Source organism: Aequorivita marina, from assembly GCF_031631895.2.
Taxonomy (GTDB): domain Bacteria; phylum Bacteroidota; class Bacteroidia; order Flavobacteriales; family Flavobacteriaceae; genus Aequorivita; species Aequorivita marina.
This window is the reverse complement of the sequence record NZ_JAVMBW020000015.1, coordinates 38,164-56,467: the sequence shown is the minus strand read 5'-3', so window position 1 is coordinate 56,467 and position 18,304 is coordinate 38,164. Positions and strand designations below refer to the sequence as shown.

Annotated in this window: 17 protein-coding genes; 4 read left to right on the top strand and 13 right to left on the bottom strand. The window is 38.6% G+C overall.

Annotation, left to right across the window (positions count from 1 at the left end):
* Positions 1–2,219 (bottom strand): FIDD domain-containing protein (locus tag QPK98_RS14030; RefSeq protein ID WP_310994097.1); only part of this gene is annotated, 2,219 nt, incomplete at its 3' end.
* A gap of 401 nt (positions 2,220–2,620) precedes the next feature.
* Between QPK98_RS14030 and QPK98_RS14025 the strand changes: the two genes are divergently transcribed.
* Entirely contained in the window at positions 2,621–3,799 is a 1,179-nt protein-coding gene (locus tag QPK98_RS14025; RefSeq protein WP_310994096.1) for an acyl-CoA dehydrogenase family protein, read from the top strand.
* Between the two features lie 120 nt (positions 3,800–3,919).
* Here the strand turns inward: QPK98_RS14025 and QPK98_RS14020 are convergent, their stop codons facing one another.
* The 10 genes from QPK98_RS14020 to trmB form a co-directional block, all read right to left on the bottom strand.
* The gene (locus tag QPK98_RS14020) at positions 3,920–5,302 is read right to left on the bottom strand and encodes a di-heme oxidoreductase family protein (protein ID WP_310994095.1); all 1,383 of its coding nucleotides are present in this window, start codon (positions 5,300–5,302) and stop codon (positions 3,920–3,922) included.
* 59 nt (positions 5,303–5,361) lie between these two features.
* Positions 5,362–6,444 (bottom strand): imelysin family protein, encoded by a 1,083-nt coding sequence (locus QPK98_RS14015; RefSeq protein ID WP_310994094.1) that lies wholly within the window; start codon positions 6,442–6,444, stop codon positions 5,362–5,364.
* Positions 6,445–6,475: 31 nt separating this feature from the next.
* Positions 6,476–7,819, bottom strand: coding sequence for a porin (locus QPK98_RS14010; protein WP_310994093.1), 1,344 nt, complete (start codon positions 7,817–7,819; stop codon positions 6,476–6,478).
* Positions 7,820–8,289: 470 nt separating this feature from the next.
* On the bottom strand, positions 8,290–8,619 hold the full coding sequence (locus QPK98_RS14005; protein ID WP_310994092.1) for a 2Fe-2S iron-sulfur cluster-binding protein: 330 nt from the start codon (positions 8,617–8,619) through the stop codon (positions 8,290–8,292).
* 41 nt (positions 8,620–8,660) lie between these two features.
* Positions 8,661–9,713, bottom strand: coding sequence for an NAD(P)/FAD-dependent oxidoreductase (locus QPK98_RS14000; protein WP_310994091.1), 1,053 nt, complete (start codon positions 9,711–9,713; stop codon positions 8,661–8,663).
* A gap of 71 nt (positions 9,714–9,784) precedes the next feature.
* Entirely contained in the window at positions 9,785–10,024 is a 240-nt protein-coding gene (locus QPK98_RS13995) for a NifU family protein (RefSeq protein WP_310994090.1), read from the bottom strand.
* Between the two features lies 1 nt (position 10,025).
* On the bottom strand, positions 10,026–11,165 hold the full coding sequence (locus QPK98_RS13990) for an Mrp/NBP35 family ATP-binding protein (RefSeq protein ID WP_310994089.1): 1,140 nt from the start codon (positions 11,163–11,165) through the stop codon (positions 10,026–10,028).
* A gap of 196 nt (positions 11,166–11,361) precedes the next feature.
* Complete coding sequence (locus tag QPK98_RS13985; protein ID WP_310994088.1) at positions 11,362–11,685, bottom strand: MGMT family protein; 324 nt, start codon at positions 11,683–11,685, stop codon at positions 11,362–11,364.
* A gap of 1 nt (position 11,686) precedes the next feature.
* Positions 11,687–12,313: a lysine transporter LysE gene (locus QPK98_RS13980; RefSeq protein ID WP_310994087.1), complete on the bottom strand. Its 627-nt coding sequence runs from the start codon at positions 12,311–12,313 to the stop codon at positions 11,687–11,689.
* Between the two features lie 32 nt (positions 12,314–12,345).
* Complete coding sequence (gene trmB, locus QPK98_RS13975) at positions 12,346–13,026, bottom strand: tRNA (guanosine(46)-N7)-methyltransferase TrmB (RefSeq protein ID WP_310994086.1); 681 nt, start codon at positions 13,024–13,026, stop codon at positions 12,346–12,348.
* Positions 13,027–13,171: 145 nt separating this feature from the next.
* On the opposite strand from trmB, the gene QPK98_RS13970 reads away from it, so the two are divergent.
* Entirely contained in the window at positions 13,172–14,248 is a 1,077-nt protein-coding gene (locus QPK98_RS13970; RefSeq protein WP_310994085.1) for a glycosyltransferase, read from the top strand.
* On the opposite strand, the gene QPK98_RS13965 is transcribed toward QPK98_RS13970, so the two are convergent.
* Both QPK98_RS13965 and QPK98_RS13960 read right to left on the bottom strand, forming a co-directional pair.
* Positions 14,213–15,250, bottom strand: a complete 1,038-nt coding sequence (locus QPK98_RS13965; protein ID WP_310994084.1) for a sensor histidine kinase — start codon at positions 15,248–15,250, stop codon at positions 14,213–14,215. The genes QPK98_RS13970 and QPK98_RS13965 overlap by 36 nt on opposite strands.
* Before the next feature lie 5 nt (positions 15,251–15,255).
* Complete coding sequence (locus tag QPK98_RS13960) at positions 15,256–15,936, bottom strand: response regulator transcription factor (protein ID WP_310994083.1); 681 nt, start codon at positions 15,934–15,936, stop codon at positions 15,256–15,258.
* Between the two features lie 225 nt (positions 15,937–16,161).
* Here QPK98_RS13960 and QPK98_RS13955 point away from each other — a divergent pair, with 225 nt between their 5' ends.
* Together QPK98_RS13955 and QPK98_RS13950 are read left to right on the top strand one after the other, a co-directional pair.
* Positions 16,162–17,139, top strand: coding sequence for a T9SS type A sorting domain-containing protein (locus tag QPK98_RS13955; protein WP_310994082.1), 978 nt, complete (start codon positions 16,162–16,164; stop codon positions 17,137–17,139).
* A gap of 93 nt (positions 17,140–17,232) precedes the next feature.
* Positions 17,233–18,207: a LuxE/PaaK family acyltransferase gene (locus tag QPK98_RS13950; RefSeq protein WP_310994081.1), complete on the top strand. Its 975-nt coding sequence runs from the start codon at positions 17,233–17,235 to the stop codon at positions 18,205–18,207.
* The last annotated feature ends 97 nt before the right edge of the window (positions 18,208–18,304 follow it).

Genomic DNA, 18,304 nt, shown 5'->3' with positions numbered 1-18,304 from the left:
CCCTCGTCGGTACGGGCGTCAAGCTCGGTGTAGTGATAGGTGACCGTAAGGGTGGGGTCGCCACCGGTAATGTCATCGTCTGCGGTGTGCAAGAAGAAGTCTGTAAAACCATTGCTGTCGTCGTCGCAGGCGATTAAGGGGTCTGGGGTGGGGTTGATCGTGGGGGGAGTGTCTATTGTAACCTCAACTGTGGTAGTATCATAACAGCCACTATCTATCACAGGTTCAATTCTAATAAAAATTGTTTCCCCAGGAACTGGAACGGTATAAAGGTTTGGTAATGGATTAGCACCAGTTTCAGCATCATTCTGAGAATTGTGATACGTAATAGTGAAATCTACAGCATTTTGTCCGTCGAGAACAAAATCATCAAATTCAGCAGAAAGATTTATAATTTCATCACCATTCTCATCAAGGTCACAAAATGAGATTGGCGGGACAGTTCCAGCCTGAACCAGCGTATAATAAACCTGGAACTGTTCAAGATCATAACACATCTCTTGCGCCCTATCGTGAATACGAACATAAATAGTCTCTGGCGAAGCGCCCGCAATAGGATATGCTCCAGGCGTTGGAATAGCATTAAAATTATTCTCACTGTCTGCTTCACTCGTAAAGTATTTCACCTCAAAAAGCGCTGGATTCTGCCCTCCTAAAACGTTGGTATCATTTTGGGTAAGATCAAAAACATTAGATTGCGTTCCGTTGTCACATCTAAAAAGATCTTCAGGCGTATTAGCAACGGGTTGTGGATTAAAAGTAACAGTAAATGCAGGGGATTCCTCAACAAAACAAGCTGCTATAGTTCCGCTAACGGTATAATTTCCTGATTGCGTAACATCAATAGTTGGCGTGCTTCCTCCTATTGAGTTTCCATCAAGGAACCAATTATAAGTATCAAAATCATTAAAGTTTGCGGTTAAGGTTACGGTTTCCCCCTCGCAGCTCTCATTATCACCTAATATTTGTAGGCCTTGTTCAGACAAATCTATTTCCTGTACAAATTTATTATTGTCTTCGTTGGTTTCCAGAACAGTTCCATTTCCTGTACCATCATCGTCAACGACTGCTATTAAATTAAAAACTTGAGGAGTTCCTACCGGTATATTCAAATTGACTGTACCACTTTCAGTACCATCTATCGGGATATCATTAAGAGTTTGTGCCTGTCCTATTAAAACCGCATCGGCATAAAACGCAATGGGAACATTTGCTGGTAAGACAGCTGTACTGTTGATATTTGCAACTGTATAATCTACTTCAATATTTCGATCTTGACAGAGCACCCCAAGGTTGTCAATAGTTATGGTTGCGTCTGGCAATTCAGAATTTACACTTACTACAATATTATTCACCATTATAAAGTCCTGTCCAGAACTTAGTTGAATATCTATTTGACTGTCTCCAGGCTGTATAATATCTAATCCTTGAAGATCGTAGTAATCCAAATCCATATTATATAAATCAAAGGAATTGGTATAACTATTTGTGCTATTAAAAGCATTGTTACCAGGGTTTAATGGCGGGTTATCAATCAAAGTACCATTAAGCCTAAGGCTTTCGTTAAACGAGATACCGGCATCTCCTTCCCAAGCCAAGAAACCTACTTTAGCGGCTACATCTGTGGCTGCACTAATGTTGTCTAAAGTGATATTTATATTATTCTGGTTTATATCAACATAGTCCAGACCATCAAAAAGCGTTATTTGGTTTAGGAGTAAATCAGGCTGTTGATAGATAACGATAATTGCCCAGCCTCCAAAGTTTGTACCACCACCACAATAGGGACCAATGACTCCTGTTAAGTCAAGATCTGACAATGTATATGTGCCCTCTCCAATTTGATTTACAAGATCTGTAACATCTGCGTGGGCAGAAAAATAATCAAGCCCAGAAGAACTAGCGGTTAATGCAAAAGTGCGATCAGCAGATACATCGTTTCCATTTAGTTTTACATCAAAATCGCCAGTCCCTGAACCGGCCCAATATAACTGTGCAGAAACAAAGGTTTGATTGGCTTCTAATTGAAAATCTGCGCTGCTTTCCGTTAATATCGTACACGGTCCAAACAAGCCATTTTCCTCAATATTTAGAGTGTTTCCAAAGGCAGTAAATTCATAACGACCGTTAAATTGCAAGTACTCTTCAATAGGAACACTTTGCTGGGAAAACAAAAATATTGGTATGAATAAAAGAATTAATAGTATTAATTTTTTCATAAAATCGCTTCTTTAGGATGCCAAATATATTGATTACAATAATTTTTCCATTTATAATAATCACTAAAAAACGGCTGAATTCTTAAATTATCGTCAAAATACCGAGTTTCTTAGAGAGAATGCTCTAGATATCAATTCTGGAATTGACTTATAAGCTGTTTGAAATCTATAAAGGCGAAAGTTAAAGTCTTCATAAAACATAAAGTCAGGTGGAAGAAAAGAAGTTTTAAAAAGATCAGATTGTATTACTATTTCGGAATAAGTAAATGGTTTTTACAAAAAAGACTGCTTCTGAAAGAATAACCACTAAAAAAAATGTATTTCGATATATCATTTTTTCGTAAAACTTAGGTGAATCAGCCTACGATCTCTACATTTGTATTCCTATAAATTAATTACACATGAAAACAGATTTATTTGAGGCTCCAGATTATTACAATCTAGATGAGTTACTTTCAGACGAACACAAGTTAGTACGCCAAGCTGCCCGCGACTGGGTAAAGCGAGACGTATCTCCCATTATAGAGGAATATGCCCAAAAAGCGGAATTTCCAGAACAAATTATTGGCGGTCTTGCCGAAATTGGTGCTTTTGGGCCCTACATTCCCGAAGAATATGGCGGGGCTGGTCTTGACCAAATATCTTATGGCTTGATTATGCAGGAGATTGAACGTGGCGATAGTGGCGTTAGAAGCACGGCTTCAGTACAATCTTCTTTGGTAATGTACCCAATCTACAAATACGGTAACGAGGAACAACGCAAAAAATACTTACCGAAGTTAGCTTCTGGTGAGTGGATGGGGTGTTTTGGTTTAACTGAACCTGACCACGGAAGTAACCCAGGCGGTATGACCACCAACTTTAAAGATATGGGCGACCATTATCTTTTAAACGGAGCTAAAATGTGGATTAGTAACGCACCATTTGCCCAAGTTGCAGTGGTATGGGCCAAGAATGAAGAAGGACGAATCCACGGCTTGATCGTGGAACGCGGTATGGAAGGTTTCTCTACACCTGAAACTCATAATAAATGGTCGCTTCGCGCATCGGCAACTGGAGAGCTTATTTTTGACGACGTCAAAGTTCCGAAGGAAAACTTATTGCCTAATAAATCTGGTTTGGGCGCGCCACTTGGATGTTTAGATTCTGCACGTTATGGAATTGCATGGGGAGCTATAGGTGCCGCTATGGATTGCTATGACACTGCATTACGCTACTCCAAGGAAAGAGAGCAGTTTGGAAAGCCAATTGGTCAGTTCCAACTGCAGCAGAAAAAACTTGCCGAAATGATTACCGAAATCACCAAAGCGCAGTTATTGGCGTGGCGTGTGGGTGTAATGCGAAACGCAGGAACTGCAACCAGCGCTCAAATATCTATGGCAAAACGAAACAACGTAGATATGGCTATTAACATTGCTAGAGAGGCACGGCAAATGCTAGGCGGAATGGGAATTACCGGCGAATACAGTATTATGCGCCATTCCATGAATCTGGAAAGCGTTATTACTTATGAAGGCACGCACGACATCCACTTATTAATTACTGGATTGGATGTTACAGGCTTAAATGCTTTTAAGTAAATTTCATAAAAAAAATTATCTTTCAAAAAAACAAACCTCACAGGTTTTAAAGCCTGTGAGGTTTGTTTTTTATGTATAACTTAATTTTTACAAAATCCCATTAAAGTAATTCGGAAGTGACTATAATGAATTGATAAACTTCAATAAATCTTCCCTGTCTAAAGCAGAAAGATTCTTGAATTTGTTTTTAGCATTTTCAGCTTCCCCTCCGTGCCACAATATAGCTTCGGTTACATTTTTAGCTCTTCCGTCGTGAAGAAAATTGGTATGTCCGTTTACAACCTGAGTTAGGCCAATTCCCCATAACGCTTTTGTTCTCCATTCTCTTCCATTTGCCAGAAAATCGTCACGGTTATCTGCTAGACCCTCGCCCATATCATGCAGCAACATATCAGTATATGGATAAAAGGTTTGATTGGCAACCGCAGCAACTGAGAAATCACCAGAAATCATTTTAGGAATGTGACATTTCGCACATTCCAACTGCTCAAATAGTTCAGCGCCACGCTTCACGGCATCATCATCTATATTTCGAGGTGCAGGAACGCCCAATGTTTGACAGTAAAAAGTTACCTCATCTAACAAATCTTGCGATATTTCGGCATCATCATTTAATCCATCATCGCCATTTGATTGTCCGTAACCAGTTTCAAATGGAAAAACAGGGTTTGTTACCCCCATATCGTGGGTATAAGCCCCCGCACACTGCTCCATAACTGAAGCCGTATTTGCTTTCCAACCAAACCGACCCAATTTTACTTGCCCACTAGCATTTTCATATACATAATTAGCCTTTCCAGAAATTCCATCGCCATCAGCGTCATTTACATCTTCATTACTCAAAATATAATACTCTGGAATGGCTTCTAAGAGCCCTAGTCCGAACACTGGTGATGCCAAACGCGGTGAAAGTTGAGCTTCTGCCGGAAATGGAATATAGGTATCTATCAGGGAATACGTAGGTTTTTGAAGCGTAACTTGCGTGCCGTCAGCAAATGTTTCTACAATTGGTGAAAAACTTACATGAAATTTTGCCTCTGGCTCAAACCCAAAAATAGCCTGGTTCTGAATTTGTTCTCCAAAGCCTGGAACCGGAATTGGAGCATTATTATTACCTATGCCTGGCATGCTAGCCCTTAAAAAGAAGCCGCTTAAAGCATTTATATCTGTAGGAAAAGCACTACGGCCGTCTTTAGGGTGGCAGCCAATACAGGAAGAATTATTGAAAATTGGCCCAACGCCGCTATTTACAGGTGCCGGCGCAGTAACAAAAACGGTTTCAAACTGAAAGTCACCATCTAAATGAAAATCTAACTGGGAACCCGAAAGATTTGAAGCTGGCGAACTGAACGCGTTACTTGAAGCTAAGAAAACCGTAGTCTCTCCACCTGCAAGCAAACGTTCTTGTAAGTCTGGGGAAGGCTCATACACCGCATCATTATCTTTAGTACAAGATGCAAAGAGAAAGGTCAATACCAGTAGGCTTAAACAATAAGGCTTCATTTTCAAAGAAAGTTAAATATACGGGCCACCAAAAACTAGTAGCCCGTTGTATGGGGTTATTAATCTAAATTTGAGACAAGCGGCTCCAATTCCGATTGCAGTTTGATGAGTAGCGCCAACACTTTAGCCTGTGCAAACTCAACTTCGGCACGATTATTTTCAATTGCTTGGGTAAAAGTGCCCGGAATTGCTTCAATAGCAATAATTGCTTCGGTAATAGCACTTTTAATTTCACCATCAAGATTAGGGTTTTCCACGTTGACAATAGCACTGAGCCCATTACCTTGCACCCCATTGAAATTGCCCAAATAGATATGTTCAATACTGCGAATGTTGTTCGCAAAGTCTAATTTAGAATTATTGCTAAAACGAGATTCTTCAGCTTCTGGCTTTGGCCCTCCATTGTTACCATTGAGTGGCTCTTCTATTTTTCCGTTAGCAACTTCATCTGCAATAATTGTAACGCCTTCAGCAATTTCTGAAAGTGCATTTACCTTTGAAGTATAAACAGATCCGCTTTCACCTGCATTAATAAAGTTTGCAGCAAAATTTGCTTGAGAAGGCAACCATCCAAAGTATAACTGTTCCGTTTTTGAACGTAAATCTGAAGCAGCTGCTTGTATATACTCTATTTCACGATTGGTAAGTTGAGAAGCAGTTTTGCTACCATCTAAGCCCCAGAAAAAATACTCCAGCGTATGAAAGCCTCGCGCTTCGTTATTACTATCAAGTAGTCCTTGCGTTATGGGGTTGCCACTGTTTAAAACATTATTTATGGCATTTACATCAACGGGCCAAGAGTCTATTGCAGGGTCAATTCCTTCGGTATCTACAGGACCGTATAGAAAACCTTCTGATTCTTCCCAAGGGGCACGCGTATTTTGCCATTTAGCTTTTGCATTATCCAGTGCAGCTTGATCTCCTACACTCATAGCGTTTGCGGCCTCTTCTAAAGCAATTGAGTTGATATAAAGTTCATTATAGGTTTCTGTAATAACACCTAAAGAAAGGTCTTTTAACACCTTGCTATAAAGGTTATTGGTATTATCCTGGTTTTCTTCAGGTGCATCGTTATCGCTGCAACTGGTAAACCCGAAAGGTAATATAGTTGCCAAGGTGATTATTAAAATTGATTTTTTCATGTTGATTTATTTATTGTTTATTTTGAAAGGTTTAAAATTTAAAGCCAATTCCGGCGGAAAACGTTTTTTCGTGTTGTTTTTTACCCGTGAATTTAAGCGTTGTAGGATTGTAATTTTCTGATCCTAATCTACGATCGGAATAATGCGCCTTAACCACAATCTGTGGATGCACAAACCAGTTTACACCACCGGTTATAGCACTGCGTTGCCAGCGAGGGTTCTTAATAATTGCTCCCTCAACATCTTGCATGGTATCATAATAATCGTACCGAAGAAAAGGATATAGCATCTGATTTGAATTGCTGACAAGCAGGGGCAGGATATTATAACCTACTTCGGCAGAAAACCCAAAGGCATTTTTACCAACAGGTGTGCGTTTTACTCCCAAATTATTAGATAGATTGGCATTTTTCTTAGAAACGATATTTGAATTTTCCAGGTTACCATATAAGGCAACGGCATTAAAGCGAAGATTTTTTTCGTTATAGCTAACATGGCCTTCAACTAAAGTTACATAAGCACTGTTCTCCATATCATTTTTAGGGCGATTGGCAGAAGCGTCATTAATATATCCAGAAACACCAACAAACGTATCGTCGTGTGTACCAAAATGATAGTCTAGGCGTCCTGCAAATGCAAAAGATTCTGCAGTTGACATTTCAAAACGTTGCTGATATCCGTTTTTTATCCAGCCACGTGACGAAAACCCAGAGGCATCCAGACCACTGACGATAGAAGCTTCATAGGAAAATCGTTTTGCAAAGCGCCCGTAGAACTGAACTCCATTTTCATACCAGCCCAAGGGTAGAATTTCGTTCTCCATTTCTGGGCGATAGCTTGTAAAATATGCCGTAGGTTCGTCTAAAGTTTGACTTAGCCCAAAATGCACTTTCATCCGTCCGGCACGAACGTTGAAGTAAGGCGCAATCTTAAAGTCTATATATATTTGCTCTAGTTTTACCGAACCTCCTTTTTCTATTTCCTGTTCAAACTCGCCAAATTCTTCCTGCGTATCATACCCAATAGAAGCTCCGGTACCACCGTGTTCAAATTCAATTTCAGTCTTTAAACTGATTTTGTCTGAAAAAGAATAACCTAGATATAAGTTCAGGCGTTCGGCGTCTATCTTATCTTTTAAAGAAGGATCTGTATCAAAGTTGTAGTGATAATAATTAACGGCTCCAAAACCCTTTAGTGTGAAGTTTTTAAAACTAAAGACAGGCCTTTTTTGAAGATTGCTATCTGCTTTTAGCTCCGCTCTTAACTCTTGTTTTATCTCCCGCTTTAATTGTGCAACTGAAACGGAATCCGTTACAGTTTGTGAGCATAAACTCCCTCCTACTAATAGCGTGAGTGACAATATTAGTCTCTTCATTATATTAAATTAGAGGGCAAAAGTAATTTATTTAGACTAAATACAAATAAAAGTTAAATTTTTTTTGAAATAATTTTAAGGTCAATAGCGTCCTAAACGCTCATAAGGCAATCTTTGAAAGCGTGTATAATTAGGTTTTAGAAATTATATAAATATCTTAAGGGTTATAATTAAAAACGCCTAATTTTTGGCCTATCGAAGATTTAGCGTAAAATTTTAGGCTGTCTGCCCGGCTCGGTACGGACGGGTTTGATCCAATAAAGATAGTCATCGAAGGACTGGTTTTTAAAAGCGAGTTCCTGAAATTTAGAGGGCGAACGAAAAATTTAGAGAAAAATTTGTAAGTCTAGTCCCGACAGCTGTACGGGATTATTGGCTTGGTTTATCCTGAGTGGAGACGAAGGGTTTTTTTATCAATCGAAAAAATAAGCAGGATAAATATTTTGGATAGGAATGTTTTAAGGTATCTATTAGACTTCGGGGGCTAGTTCAATCTCAAGGCCGTCAAGCTCTTGCTGTACAAATATCTGGCAACTAAGGCGGCTATTATCCTTGACGTTAAAAGCTTCAGCAAGCATTAGATCTTCATCATAACTCATTTCGGGAAGTTCATGGTCGCTTTCCACATAGCATTGGCATGAAGCGCACATTGCCATTCCGCCGCAAACGCCAATGGTTCCTTCTGGAGCAAGTTCATAAGAGCGAACTACCTCCATTATGTTCATGTTCATATCGGTTGGAGCGTCAACTTGGTGTTTTACACCTTCACGATCAATGATGCTTATCTTTATGTCTTTCATGTAAAGTTAGCAATTGGTATGTTTAAAAGCTTAGCAGTTTTTTAATCAATAGTTTTAACAACGGCTTTTGGAGCCTCTTTTTTACTTCCATCAAAACCTTGTACGCCACCAACGGTTGTATATTTCATCACGTAACGTTTATCAGGATAAATACGCTGATAAGCACTTTGGCACATTAAGGTAGCCTCATGGAAACCACAGAGAATCAACTTTAATTTTCCCGGGTAAGTATTTACGTCGCCAATGGCATAAATACCGGGAATATTAGTTTGATAATCTAAAGTATTATCCACTTTAATTGCATTTTTCTCAATTTCCAGTCCCCAATCTGCTATGGGACCTAGTTTTGGTGACAGACCAAATAAGGGTATAAAATGATCGCACTCCCGATTAAACACTTCGGCACCGCGTTTAATTACTACTTCTTCCAGATTATCACTTCCTACCAAACCAACCACTTCGGCTGGGGTAATCAATTCAATTTTGCCTAAATTTTTGAGTTCTTGTACTTTATCAACGCTATCTAAGGCACCTCTGAATTCATTTCTACGATGAATTAGCGTAACACTCTTGGCAACTTCAGTTAAAAAAATGCTCCAATCCAGAGCGGAGTCACCACCGCCAGAAATAACAACATTTTTATTGCGATACATTTCTGGGTTGCGAATAATGTACTCTACCCCTTTATCCTCAAAATCGGCAATATTGGTAATTGGGGGTTTCCGTGGTTCAAAACTTCCCAAGCCACCAGCAATAGCAACTATTGGAGCATGGTGTTTTGTACCTTTATCTGTAGTAACTATAAATGAACCATCATTTAGCTTTTCAATAGTATCTGCCCGTTCTCCAAGTGTAAAGCCAGGACTGAAGGGTTCTATCTGTTTCATTAAATTATCCACAAGATCACCCGCCAACACATCTGGAAATCCCGGAATATCATAGATGGGCTTTTTAGGATAAATTTCAGTTAACTGACCGCCAGCTTGAGGCAACGCATCAATTAAGTGGCATTTTAATTTAAGTAATCCTGCCTCAAAAACGGTAAAAAGACCAGTTGGCCCCGCACCTATTATGAGTATATCTGTTTCAATCATAGAAGACTCGCTCTAAATTCAAGTTCAAAATTAGTGGTATTTGATCTACGGATAAATGACCCTTGTCATTATTATGAAATATTTACCACGCGTTCAATCTGTGGGGCATACTTTTTTATAGTCATTTCTACCCCACTTTTCAAAGTCATTTGGTTTACTGAACATCCTACGCAGGCACCAAGCAACTGAACCTTAACTACCTTATCATCATCAATTGAGATTAGTGAGATGTCGCCTCCATCATTCTGCAAAAACGGACGTATCTCGTCCAATGCTTGCTCTACTTTTGTTGTTAATTCCTGCGTTGTCATATTATTTATTTACGGCGCTGCAACCTGCCATTGTGGTAATTTTTATAGCTTCAGTAGGTGGAATATTCTCATTTCTGCGAACGGTTTCTGCCACTACGTTTCTGGTAATTTCTTCAAAAGCCGCTTCAGTTTGGGTAGCAGTCTGCAATGCTGCTGGTCTCCCCACATCACCAGATTCACGAATGCTTTGTACCAATGGAACCTCGCCCAAAAATGGAACATTAAGGTCTTCTGCTAAATGCTTTGCCCCTTCTTTTCCAAAGATATAATATTTATTCTCCGGAAGCTCTTCTGGTGTAAAATAAGACATGTTTTCAATAATTCCCAATACAGGGACATCGATGTTTTCCTGACGGAACATGGCTACTCCTTTTCTAGCATCGGCCAAGGCCACATTTTGAGGCGTACTTACCACAACCGATCCGGTAATTGGTAAGGATTGCATAATACTTAAGTGAATATCACCCGTTCCTGGAGGCAAGTCTATTAACATAAAATCAAGTTCACCCCAAGCCGCATCAAAAATAAGTTGGTTTAGCGCTTTAGCAGCCATTGGGCCACGCCAAATTACAGCTTGATCTGGCTGTGTGAAGAAACCAATAGAAAGCACTTTTACCCCATGATTTTCAATGGGTTTCATTTTGCTTTTTCCACCTTCATTGATAGAAAGTGGCTTTTCCTTGGCAACATCAAACATTATAGGAATTGAAGGTCCATAAATATCGGCATCTAAGATACCTACCTTAAAGCCCATTTTAGACAGTGATACAGCTAAGTTTGCCGTTACTGTAGATTTTCCTACCCCTCCTTTTCCGGAAGCAACAGCTATTATGTTTTGGATTCCTTTAATGGGTTTCCCTTTTATTAAATTCGGGTTTTGCGGTTTTGCAGGAGCTTCTACCTTTATATTTACCTTCACCTTAGCTTTGGCATCTACGTTTTCCTGGATGGCTTTTTTAACATCTGCCTCAGCCCGCTTCTTTATATGAAGTGCTGGCGTAGCAAGCTTTAAATCTACAATTATTTCATCGGCAAAAGTTACTACATTCTGAACCGCACCGCTATCTACCATATTTTTCCCTTCGCCCGAAACAGTAATGGTTTCAAGAGCTTTTAGGACATTTTGTTTTGAAATACTCATTATATATTGTGATATTTAGATTCATTCTAAAGTGCAAATATACTAAAATTAGTATTCAGAAGCTATGAGAAAGACGGCATAAGTGCTGCCAAGATTTTATCGTACTATTTGTGAATTTTTGAAGAACTAGGAAATAAATTCCTGATATAGTAGACTAAGAACCTCAGCAAAAAGATTTCGAATTATTTTAGACCTTTTACAACTCTTTCATCGGGTCCCAAAAGTGTTTGTCAAAATCCTGAACTTGGTTTTCCACCACTTCTACCCCTTCATTCTCTAAGAGTTGCTGCATTAGGTTAGTGCCTTGAAAATGATGCTTTCCAGTGAGCATACCTTTTCTATTTACAACTCTATGGGCAGGAACATTTTCCTTATTACTTCCGTTTAAGGCCCAACCCACCATTCGGGCACTTTTAGCTGCGCCTAGGTATTTTGCTATTGCTCCGTAAGAGGTAACCCTACCGTAAGGAATCAATTCTGTAACCTCATAGACCTTTGCAAAAAAACCATCGTTACCCATCTTACATATTCTTTACAATTTTCAGAAAAGTAATAATAGAAATTACTGCGGTAATTGTTCCTATTACATAATTCATATTCAGCTTTAGCTTTTTAGAATGTTCTTTAGGCCTGAAAAACTGCACGTATAGCGCCAAGCTGGCATAAGTACCCATACCCGAGGCAATTACTGCAACCCAAAGTGCCGGTTGAGCAAAAGTAAACATGCCAAAAGCGGAAAACGTAATGCTTAGATACATCCAGTATGGCAGCGGCAACAGATTGAGCATGGCAATGAAAATGCCTAAAAAGAAACGATTCTTTTTTGAGTTTTCGCTTCGGTCCTTAATTTCCCTACGCGTATCCTTTGCAATGAATATAAAATAAATGGTAAGGCTTATAAAAATACCTAAAGCCACTTTTTGAAGCATACTGACAATCTCGGGATGTTTGCCAATATATTCGGCAAAAAGAAATGCAACCAAAGTTTGGAGCATTACTGTTATACAAACTCCAATAGCGAAAAGAAAGGCGCGTTTTCGGCCTTCTTTCATACTTATTTTTGCTGCATACATATTTATCAAACCGGGCGGAAGCACACCTATAAAAGCTCCAAAAAAACCTATAAAGAAGTTAAAAAGTACGGCCATGGAGCGAGTTTGATTGTGTGAATATACTTAAATTATTGCTTACGAAACTTAAAGCGGATATAGGTGATTTTTTTACCCGTCTCTAAATATTGATTTTCATAAAAGGTTTGAATATTGGTAACTGCCTCTGGCGATCCGTCACTGCCATAGACATCGTGATGTGCATATTCAATCGTTTCCCTTAATCCGTGCAACAGGCCAAGAGTGTAGCCATGCATAAATTCGCTGTCGGTTTTAAGGTGTACCACCCCATCAGGTTTTAGAATCTTTCTATATTTTTCCAGAAACTCCTCGTTTGTCAACCTGTGCTTGGTGCGTTTGTACTTAATCTGCGGATCTGGGAAGGTTATCCAAATTTCATCAACTTCGTTCTCATCAAAAAGATGGTCTACTAATTCAATCTGGGTGCGTAAAAAGCCAACATTATTAAGGTCTTCCTCTAAGGCTGTTTTTGCTCCTCTCCAAAATCGAGCACCTTTAATATCTATGCCCAAGAAATTTACATTGGGGTATGCCTTAGCTAGGTTGACGGAATATTCCCCTTTACCACATCCTAGCTCTAACACTAGCGGATTATCATTTTTAAAGAAATTTTTACGCCAATTTCCTTTTAGCTTTAAGGAATTGTCAAAAACTTCCTCCCGTGAAGGCTGTACAACATTAGCAAATGTTTCGTTTTCTTTAAAGCGTCTTAATTTATTTTTACTTCCCACAGGTTTTCTTCAAGGTTTAATCCCGCTTTTCATCGGGACTCTGTTTATATTTCGAAATACTTACATAAAACGTGTATTTCGTTTTTTTGACGCGGTAAATTTAAGGAAATATACGCCGACACCAATTATTGCTACCTTTGTTTTTATGCCGAAGCCAAAAACTGTACTCGTTGCACCCTTACACTGGGGTCTGGGCCATGCAACGCGATGCATCCCTATAATTCGCGCCTTGCAAACCCAGGGCTTTAAGGTATTATTAGCTTCAGATGGAGCTGCGCTGCACTTGCTTCGGAAGGAATTTCCGCTATTGGAAACTGTCGAACTGCCTTCTTATAACATAACATACCCGAAAAATGGAAACCTTTTTAAGTGGAAAATACTACTTCAGGTTTCTCAAATAAGAAAAACAATTGCTTCCGAAGAAAAAATAGTGGAAAGGCTCGTTTCAGAAAATAAAATCCAGGGTATCATTAGCGACAACAGATTTGGTGTTCATAACAAGCGAATTCCTTCAGTATATATTACGCATCAATTAAATGTACTAACAGGAAGTACTACGTTCTTTAGCAGCAAAATGCATCAGCGCATCATAAGGAAATTTGATAGGTGTTGGGTTCCAGACACCGAAGATTCTCACAACAACCTCAGCGGGAAACTTGGACACGTTACAAAGAGCGATTTACCCATAAAATATATTGACATTTTAAGCCGAATGGAAAAACGGAAAATTCCACAAAGCATAAGTATTTTGATTTTAATTTCGGGGCCAGAGCCGCAACGCACCGCTTTGGAAGAAACGTTAAAACCCCTGTTTAAAAACAGTGAAAAGCGTGTTGTAATGGTTCAAGGAAAAGTTGAAGCCAATCAAAAATGGACCACTTTCGGAAATATTGAAATCGTAAATTACATGACAAGCCCAGAACTTGAAGAAACCTTAAACAAAACCGAGCTTGTTATTTGCAGATCGGGCTATACCACGATAATGGATTTAACTATGCTTGGCAAAAAAGCTTTTTTTATTCCAACACCCGGACAGTATGAGCAAGAATATTTGGCAGTATATTTAGAGAAATTAGGGCTGGCTCCATATGCCAAACAACAAGAACTACAGTTAGATGACCTCGATAAGCTCACCGCCTATAAAGGTTTAGGTTCCGTAGGCACAAAACCGGTTGACTTTTCTGAGTTATTCACTCTTTTCAAGGGTAAAAGAGAATTCTGAACCCACGCCAAACTGGCTTTCAACATATATTTTTTCGTTATGAGCCTCTACAATATGCTTTACGATGGACAGCCCAAGCCCGCTGCCACCTTCTTTTCGCGATCCACTTTTATCTACGCGGTAAAACCGTTCAAATACACGGGGCAGATTTTCATCTAAAACGCCCTCGCCATTATCGGTCACCCGTATGAGGACTTTATTTTTAACCATACTCTCAATACTCACCTCGGTGGTGCCGTCTCGTTTTCCGTATTTAATAGAATTTACCACTAAGTTTGTTAATACTTGCTCAATTCGCTCACGGTCTGCATATACCATAACTCCATCCTTATATTCCTTATCAAAAACCAAGGAAATATTCTTTTTTACCGCCTTCATTTCAAGCAAATCAAAAATATTCTGAACCAAGTCAATAATATCAAAACGCTCTTTATTTAAAACAAGTCCGCCAACTTCTAGTTTCGCTATCATGTCTAATTCATTGACAATATATATAAGTCTTTCTACCCCTTTACTGGCCCTTCTCAGGTATTCTTTTCGCACCGTTTTATCCTTCATAGCACCGTCCAGGAGCGTTAAAACATAGCTTTGAACTGTAAAAAGTGGCGTTTTAAGCTCATGCGAAACATTACCCATAAATTCCTTTCTATAGTTTTCGCGTACGTTTAAGGTTTCAATTTCTGTTTTTTTAACATTTACATAGTGCTCAACCTCTCGGGTAAGCACATCCATATCTGTAGTCACTGCTGGTTTAGGAAAATCTCTTTCCCTTAAAATCCGAACATCTTTGTATATTTTTTTGATTTTTAGATAAATGAATTTCTCAATGCGGTACTGAAGAATAAAGAAGGTTAGTAGCAATTGCAAGACAAATAAAAGCAGCAACCAAAGGGTTGTTATTTGAAAAACCAGGTATAAAAAAAGCCCCATTACCAATGTGGACACCGTCGCTATTAATAAGGAAGTGGAAGCAGCAAATCGATATTTTTTTATAAACCCCATTATATTTACACTACAAACTTATAGCCAACACCTTTTACGGTCTTAAACTTATCGTCTCCCAGCTTCTCCCTAAGTTTTCTGATGTGTACGTCTATGGTTCTACCACCTACAACCACATCGTTACCCCAAATGCTATCCAGAATATCGTCGCGTTTAAACACTTTTCCTGGTTTTGAAGCCAGAAGCGCCAAAAGTTCAAATTCTTTTCGAGGCAAAACCATTTCTTCATTGGCGAGCAATACTTTATATTCTTCTCGGTTTATGAGTAAATCTCCATGATTTATGGTGTTTTCCGTTGCACCTCCCTTAAACCGCCTAAGGAGTGCCTTCACTTTACTCACTAAAACTTTCGGCCTTATGGGTTTGGTTATATAATCGTCTGCACCAGCTTCAAAACCGGCCATTTGTGAAAAATCTTCACCTCTAGCGGTTAAAAAAGTAATAATGGTTTCTGAAAGTGCCGGAAGGTTCCTTATTTTTTCGCATGCTTCAATACCATCCATTTCTGGCATCATGACATCCATAATTATTAATTGCGGCTTTAGTTTAGTTGCTTGTTCTATGGCTTCAAGACCGTTTTCCGCCGTCTCCACCCTATAGCCTTCAGAAGCCAAATTGTAACGGATAATTTCAAGAATGTCTGGCTCGTCATCTACCAGTAAAATGGTGGTGTGTTTTTTCTTCATATATAAACTGCATCGTTATTGCTTTTCAAAGATACTATTATTTAACCGCAGCAAATGTGTTGTACGCGCATTGTTAACCATAAGATAACCTTGGCTTAACATACAAACACAAACGCCATTTAAAAATAATTAATTTTTGAATAAACCTATAATTTATTATAAGTCAGTGGTTTATGTCAATTTAATTGATTATATTTACTTTGAACTAACCTTAAAACACCTGCCATGAAAAAAATTACTTTACTTACGGTGCTCTTAATTGGCGCAGCTTCATTTTCGCAGATTGCAGGAACTAGTTTTGAAGAACCAGAGACTTTTTCAGGTAAATATACCGACACGGGAGATCCAAATGTGGCTCACAGTCTGATTAACAATGTAGATGAGCCGCTTGTAAATTACACCCTTATAGATCAGGAATTGGGTTTCCTAGCCTCGTATGAGCCTTATGACACTCCAAGCAATGGATCTACTGATGGAGATTATGTTGGGGTTACTAAAACAAAACCTTCGTCAGATGTGTTTTATACTGATGGCTCCAATGGATACCGAATGAACGATACCGATGGTAATTATATTCTGGAATTTGATCCAGTAGATTTAACAGGAGTTCTAAATCCAGCAGTATCTTTAGATTTTCTTTTATCGATAAATAGCAATCCCGAAAATGGAAACTATGAAGGCGATGGAAGCATTAATGAGTCAGGACACGACCGGTTACGAATCTACACAAAAGACCTTACCAACAATACCGAGATTGACCTTTTTGACTCCACAGGCACTGATCTAGATGAGTTTGTTCCTTTTGATGCAGCAAGTGGTGAGTATAAACTTGAATGGCAAAATGCAACTGCTACGCTATTACCAAATACAATTGTTCAATTGGTTATTACGGGAAGAAACAATGCCAGCTCAGAGTCGTTTTGGTTTGACAACATCTTATTTGATGGCCTTGTTAACGTACAAGAGCAAGCCAAGGCTGATTATAACATCTATCCAAACCCAACCACTAATGGTTATATTCACATTACTTCAAGTATAACAGGTGCAAAAAAAATAACGATTTATGATGTCTTAGGAAAGCAAGTATTTTGGGCTTTACTTAATGGCGAAAAACTAGATATTTCACATCTTAATAGTGGAGTTTATATCTTAAAAATAATTCAAGAAGAAGTCACTGCCACTAAAAAATTAATTGTTCAATAATCCATCCCATAATAATTGGATTTTAGAGCTTCTGCTGCTGCAGGAGCTCTTTTTATTTAAGTACTTTTGAAGTTAAATTTCATAACTTAAAGCATGCTCGAAAAGGAAATATTCAACATTAATTCTGATGAAGATTTTGAACGCTTAGCGCTTGAAATATTTCGTTTTCAATATGAAAATGTTTCGGTGTACAGCGATTTCTGTAAACTTTTAAATATAAATCCTACGCAAGTAACCAAGGTATTACAAATTCCCTTTTTGCCAATCCAATTTTTTAAAAGTCATAAAATATTGGCTAACGGTTTTTCTGAAGATGTTTGTTTTACAAGCAGCGGAACAACCGGAAGTGTTACCAGCAAGCATTACGTAGCCAAAACTTCTATTTATGAGGAAAGCTTTCAAGCTACCTTTAAAAAAGAATATGGCAAACCTTCTAATTTGGTTGTTCTGGCCCTACTTCCTTCCTACTTAGAACGGGAAGGCTCTTCATTAATCTATATGGTTGAAAACTTAATTAAAAACAGCCAAAATCCAAACAGCGGTTTTTATTTAGATGAAATAGATGTTTTGATTGCAAAACTTGACAAACTGGAGGCCGAAGGCAAAAAAGTATTACTTATTGGTGTTTCGTACGCCTTGTTAGATTTAATTGAAAAAAGAAAATTTAAGCTAACCAACACCATGGTCATGGAAACGGGTGGTATGAAAGGACGCCGAAAAGAAATGATAAAAGAAGAGCTTCACACTATTTTAAAGAATGGCTTTGGCGTTGAAAAAATACACAGCGAATATGGCATGACCGAGCTCCTTTCGCAAGCCTATTCTTCGGGAGATGGTATTTTCTCCTGCCCGCCCTGGATGAAAATATTAACACGCGATACGGAAGATGCGTTTTCGTATATTTCTGGAAAAACCGGTGGTATAAACGTAATTGATCTCGCGAATATATACTCCTGTTCTTTTATTGCAACACAAGATTTAGGAAAAACCTATAACAATGGAACATTTGAAGTTCTCGGGCGTTTTGACTCCAGTGATATTCGCGGTTGTAATTTAATGGTTTTATAAGAAATGTTTAACATAAACTACTGACACACAACGTAAGTTACTTGTTTATACTACGACCAAACCAATGTGAAAAAGTGATGATTTTTCATAATTTGGT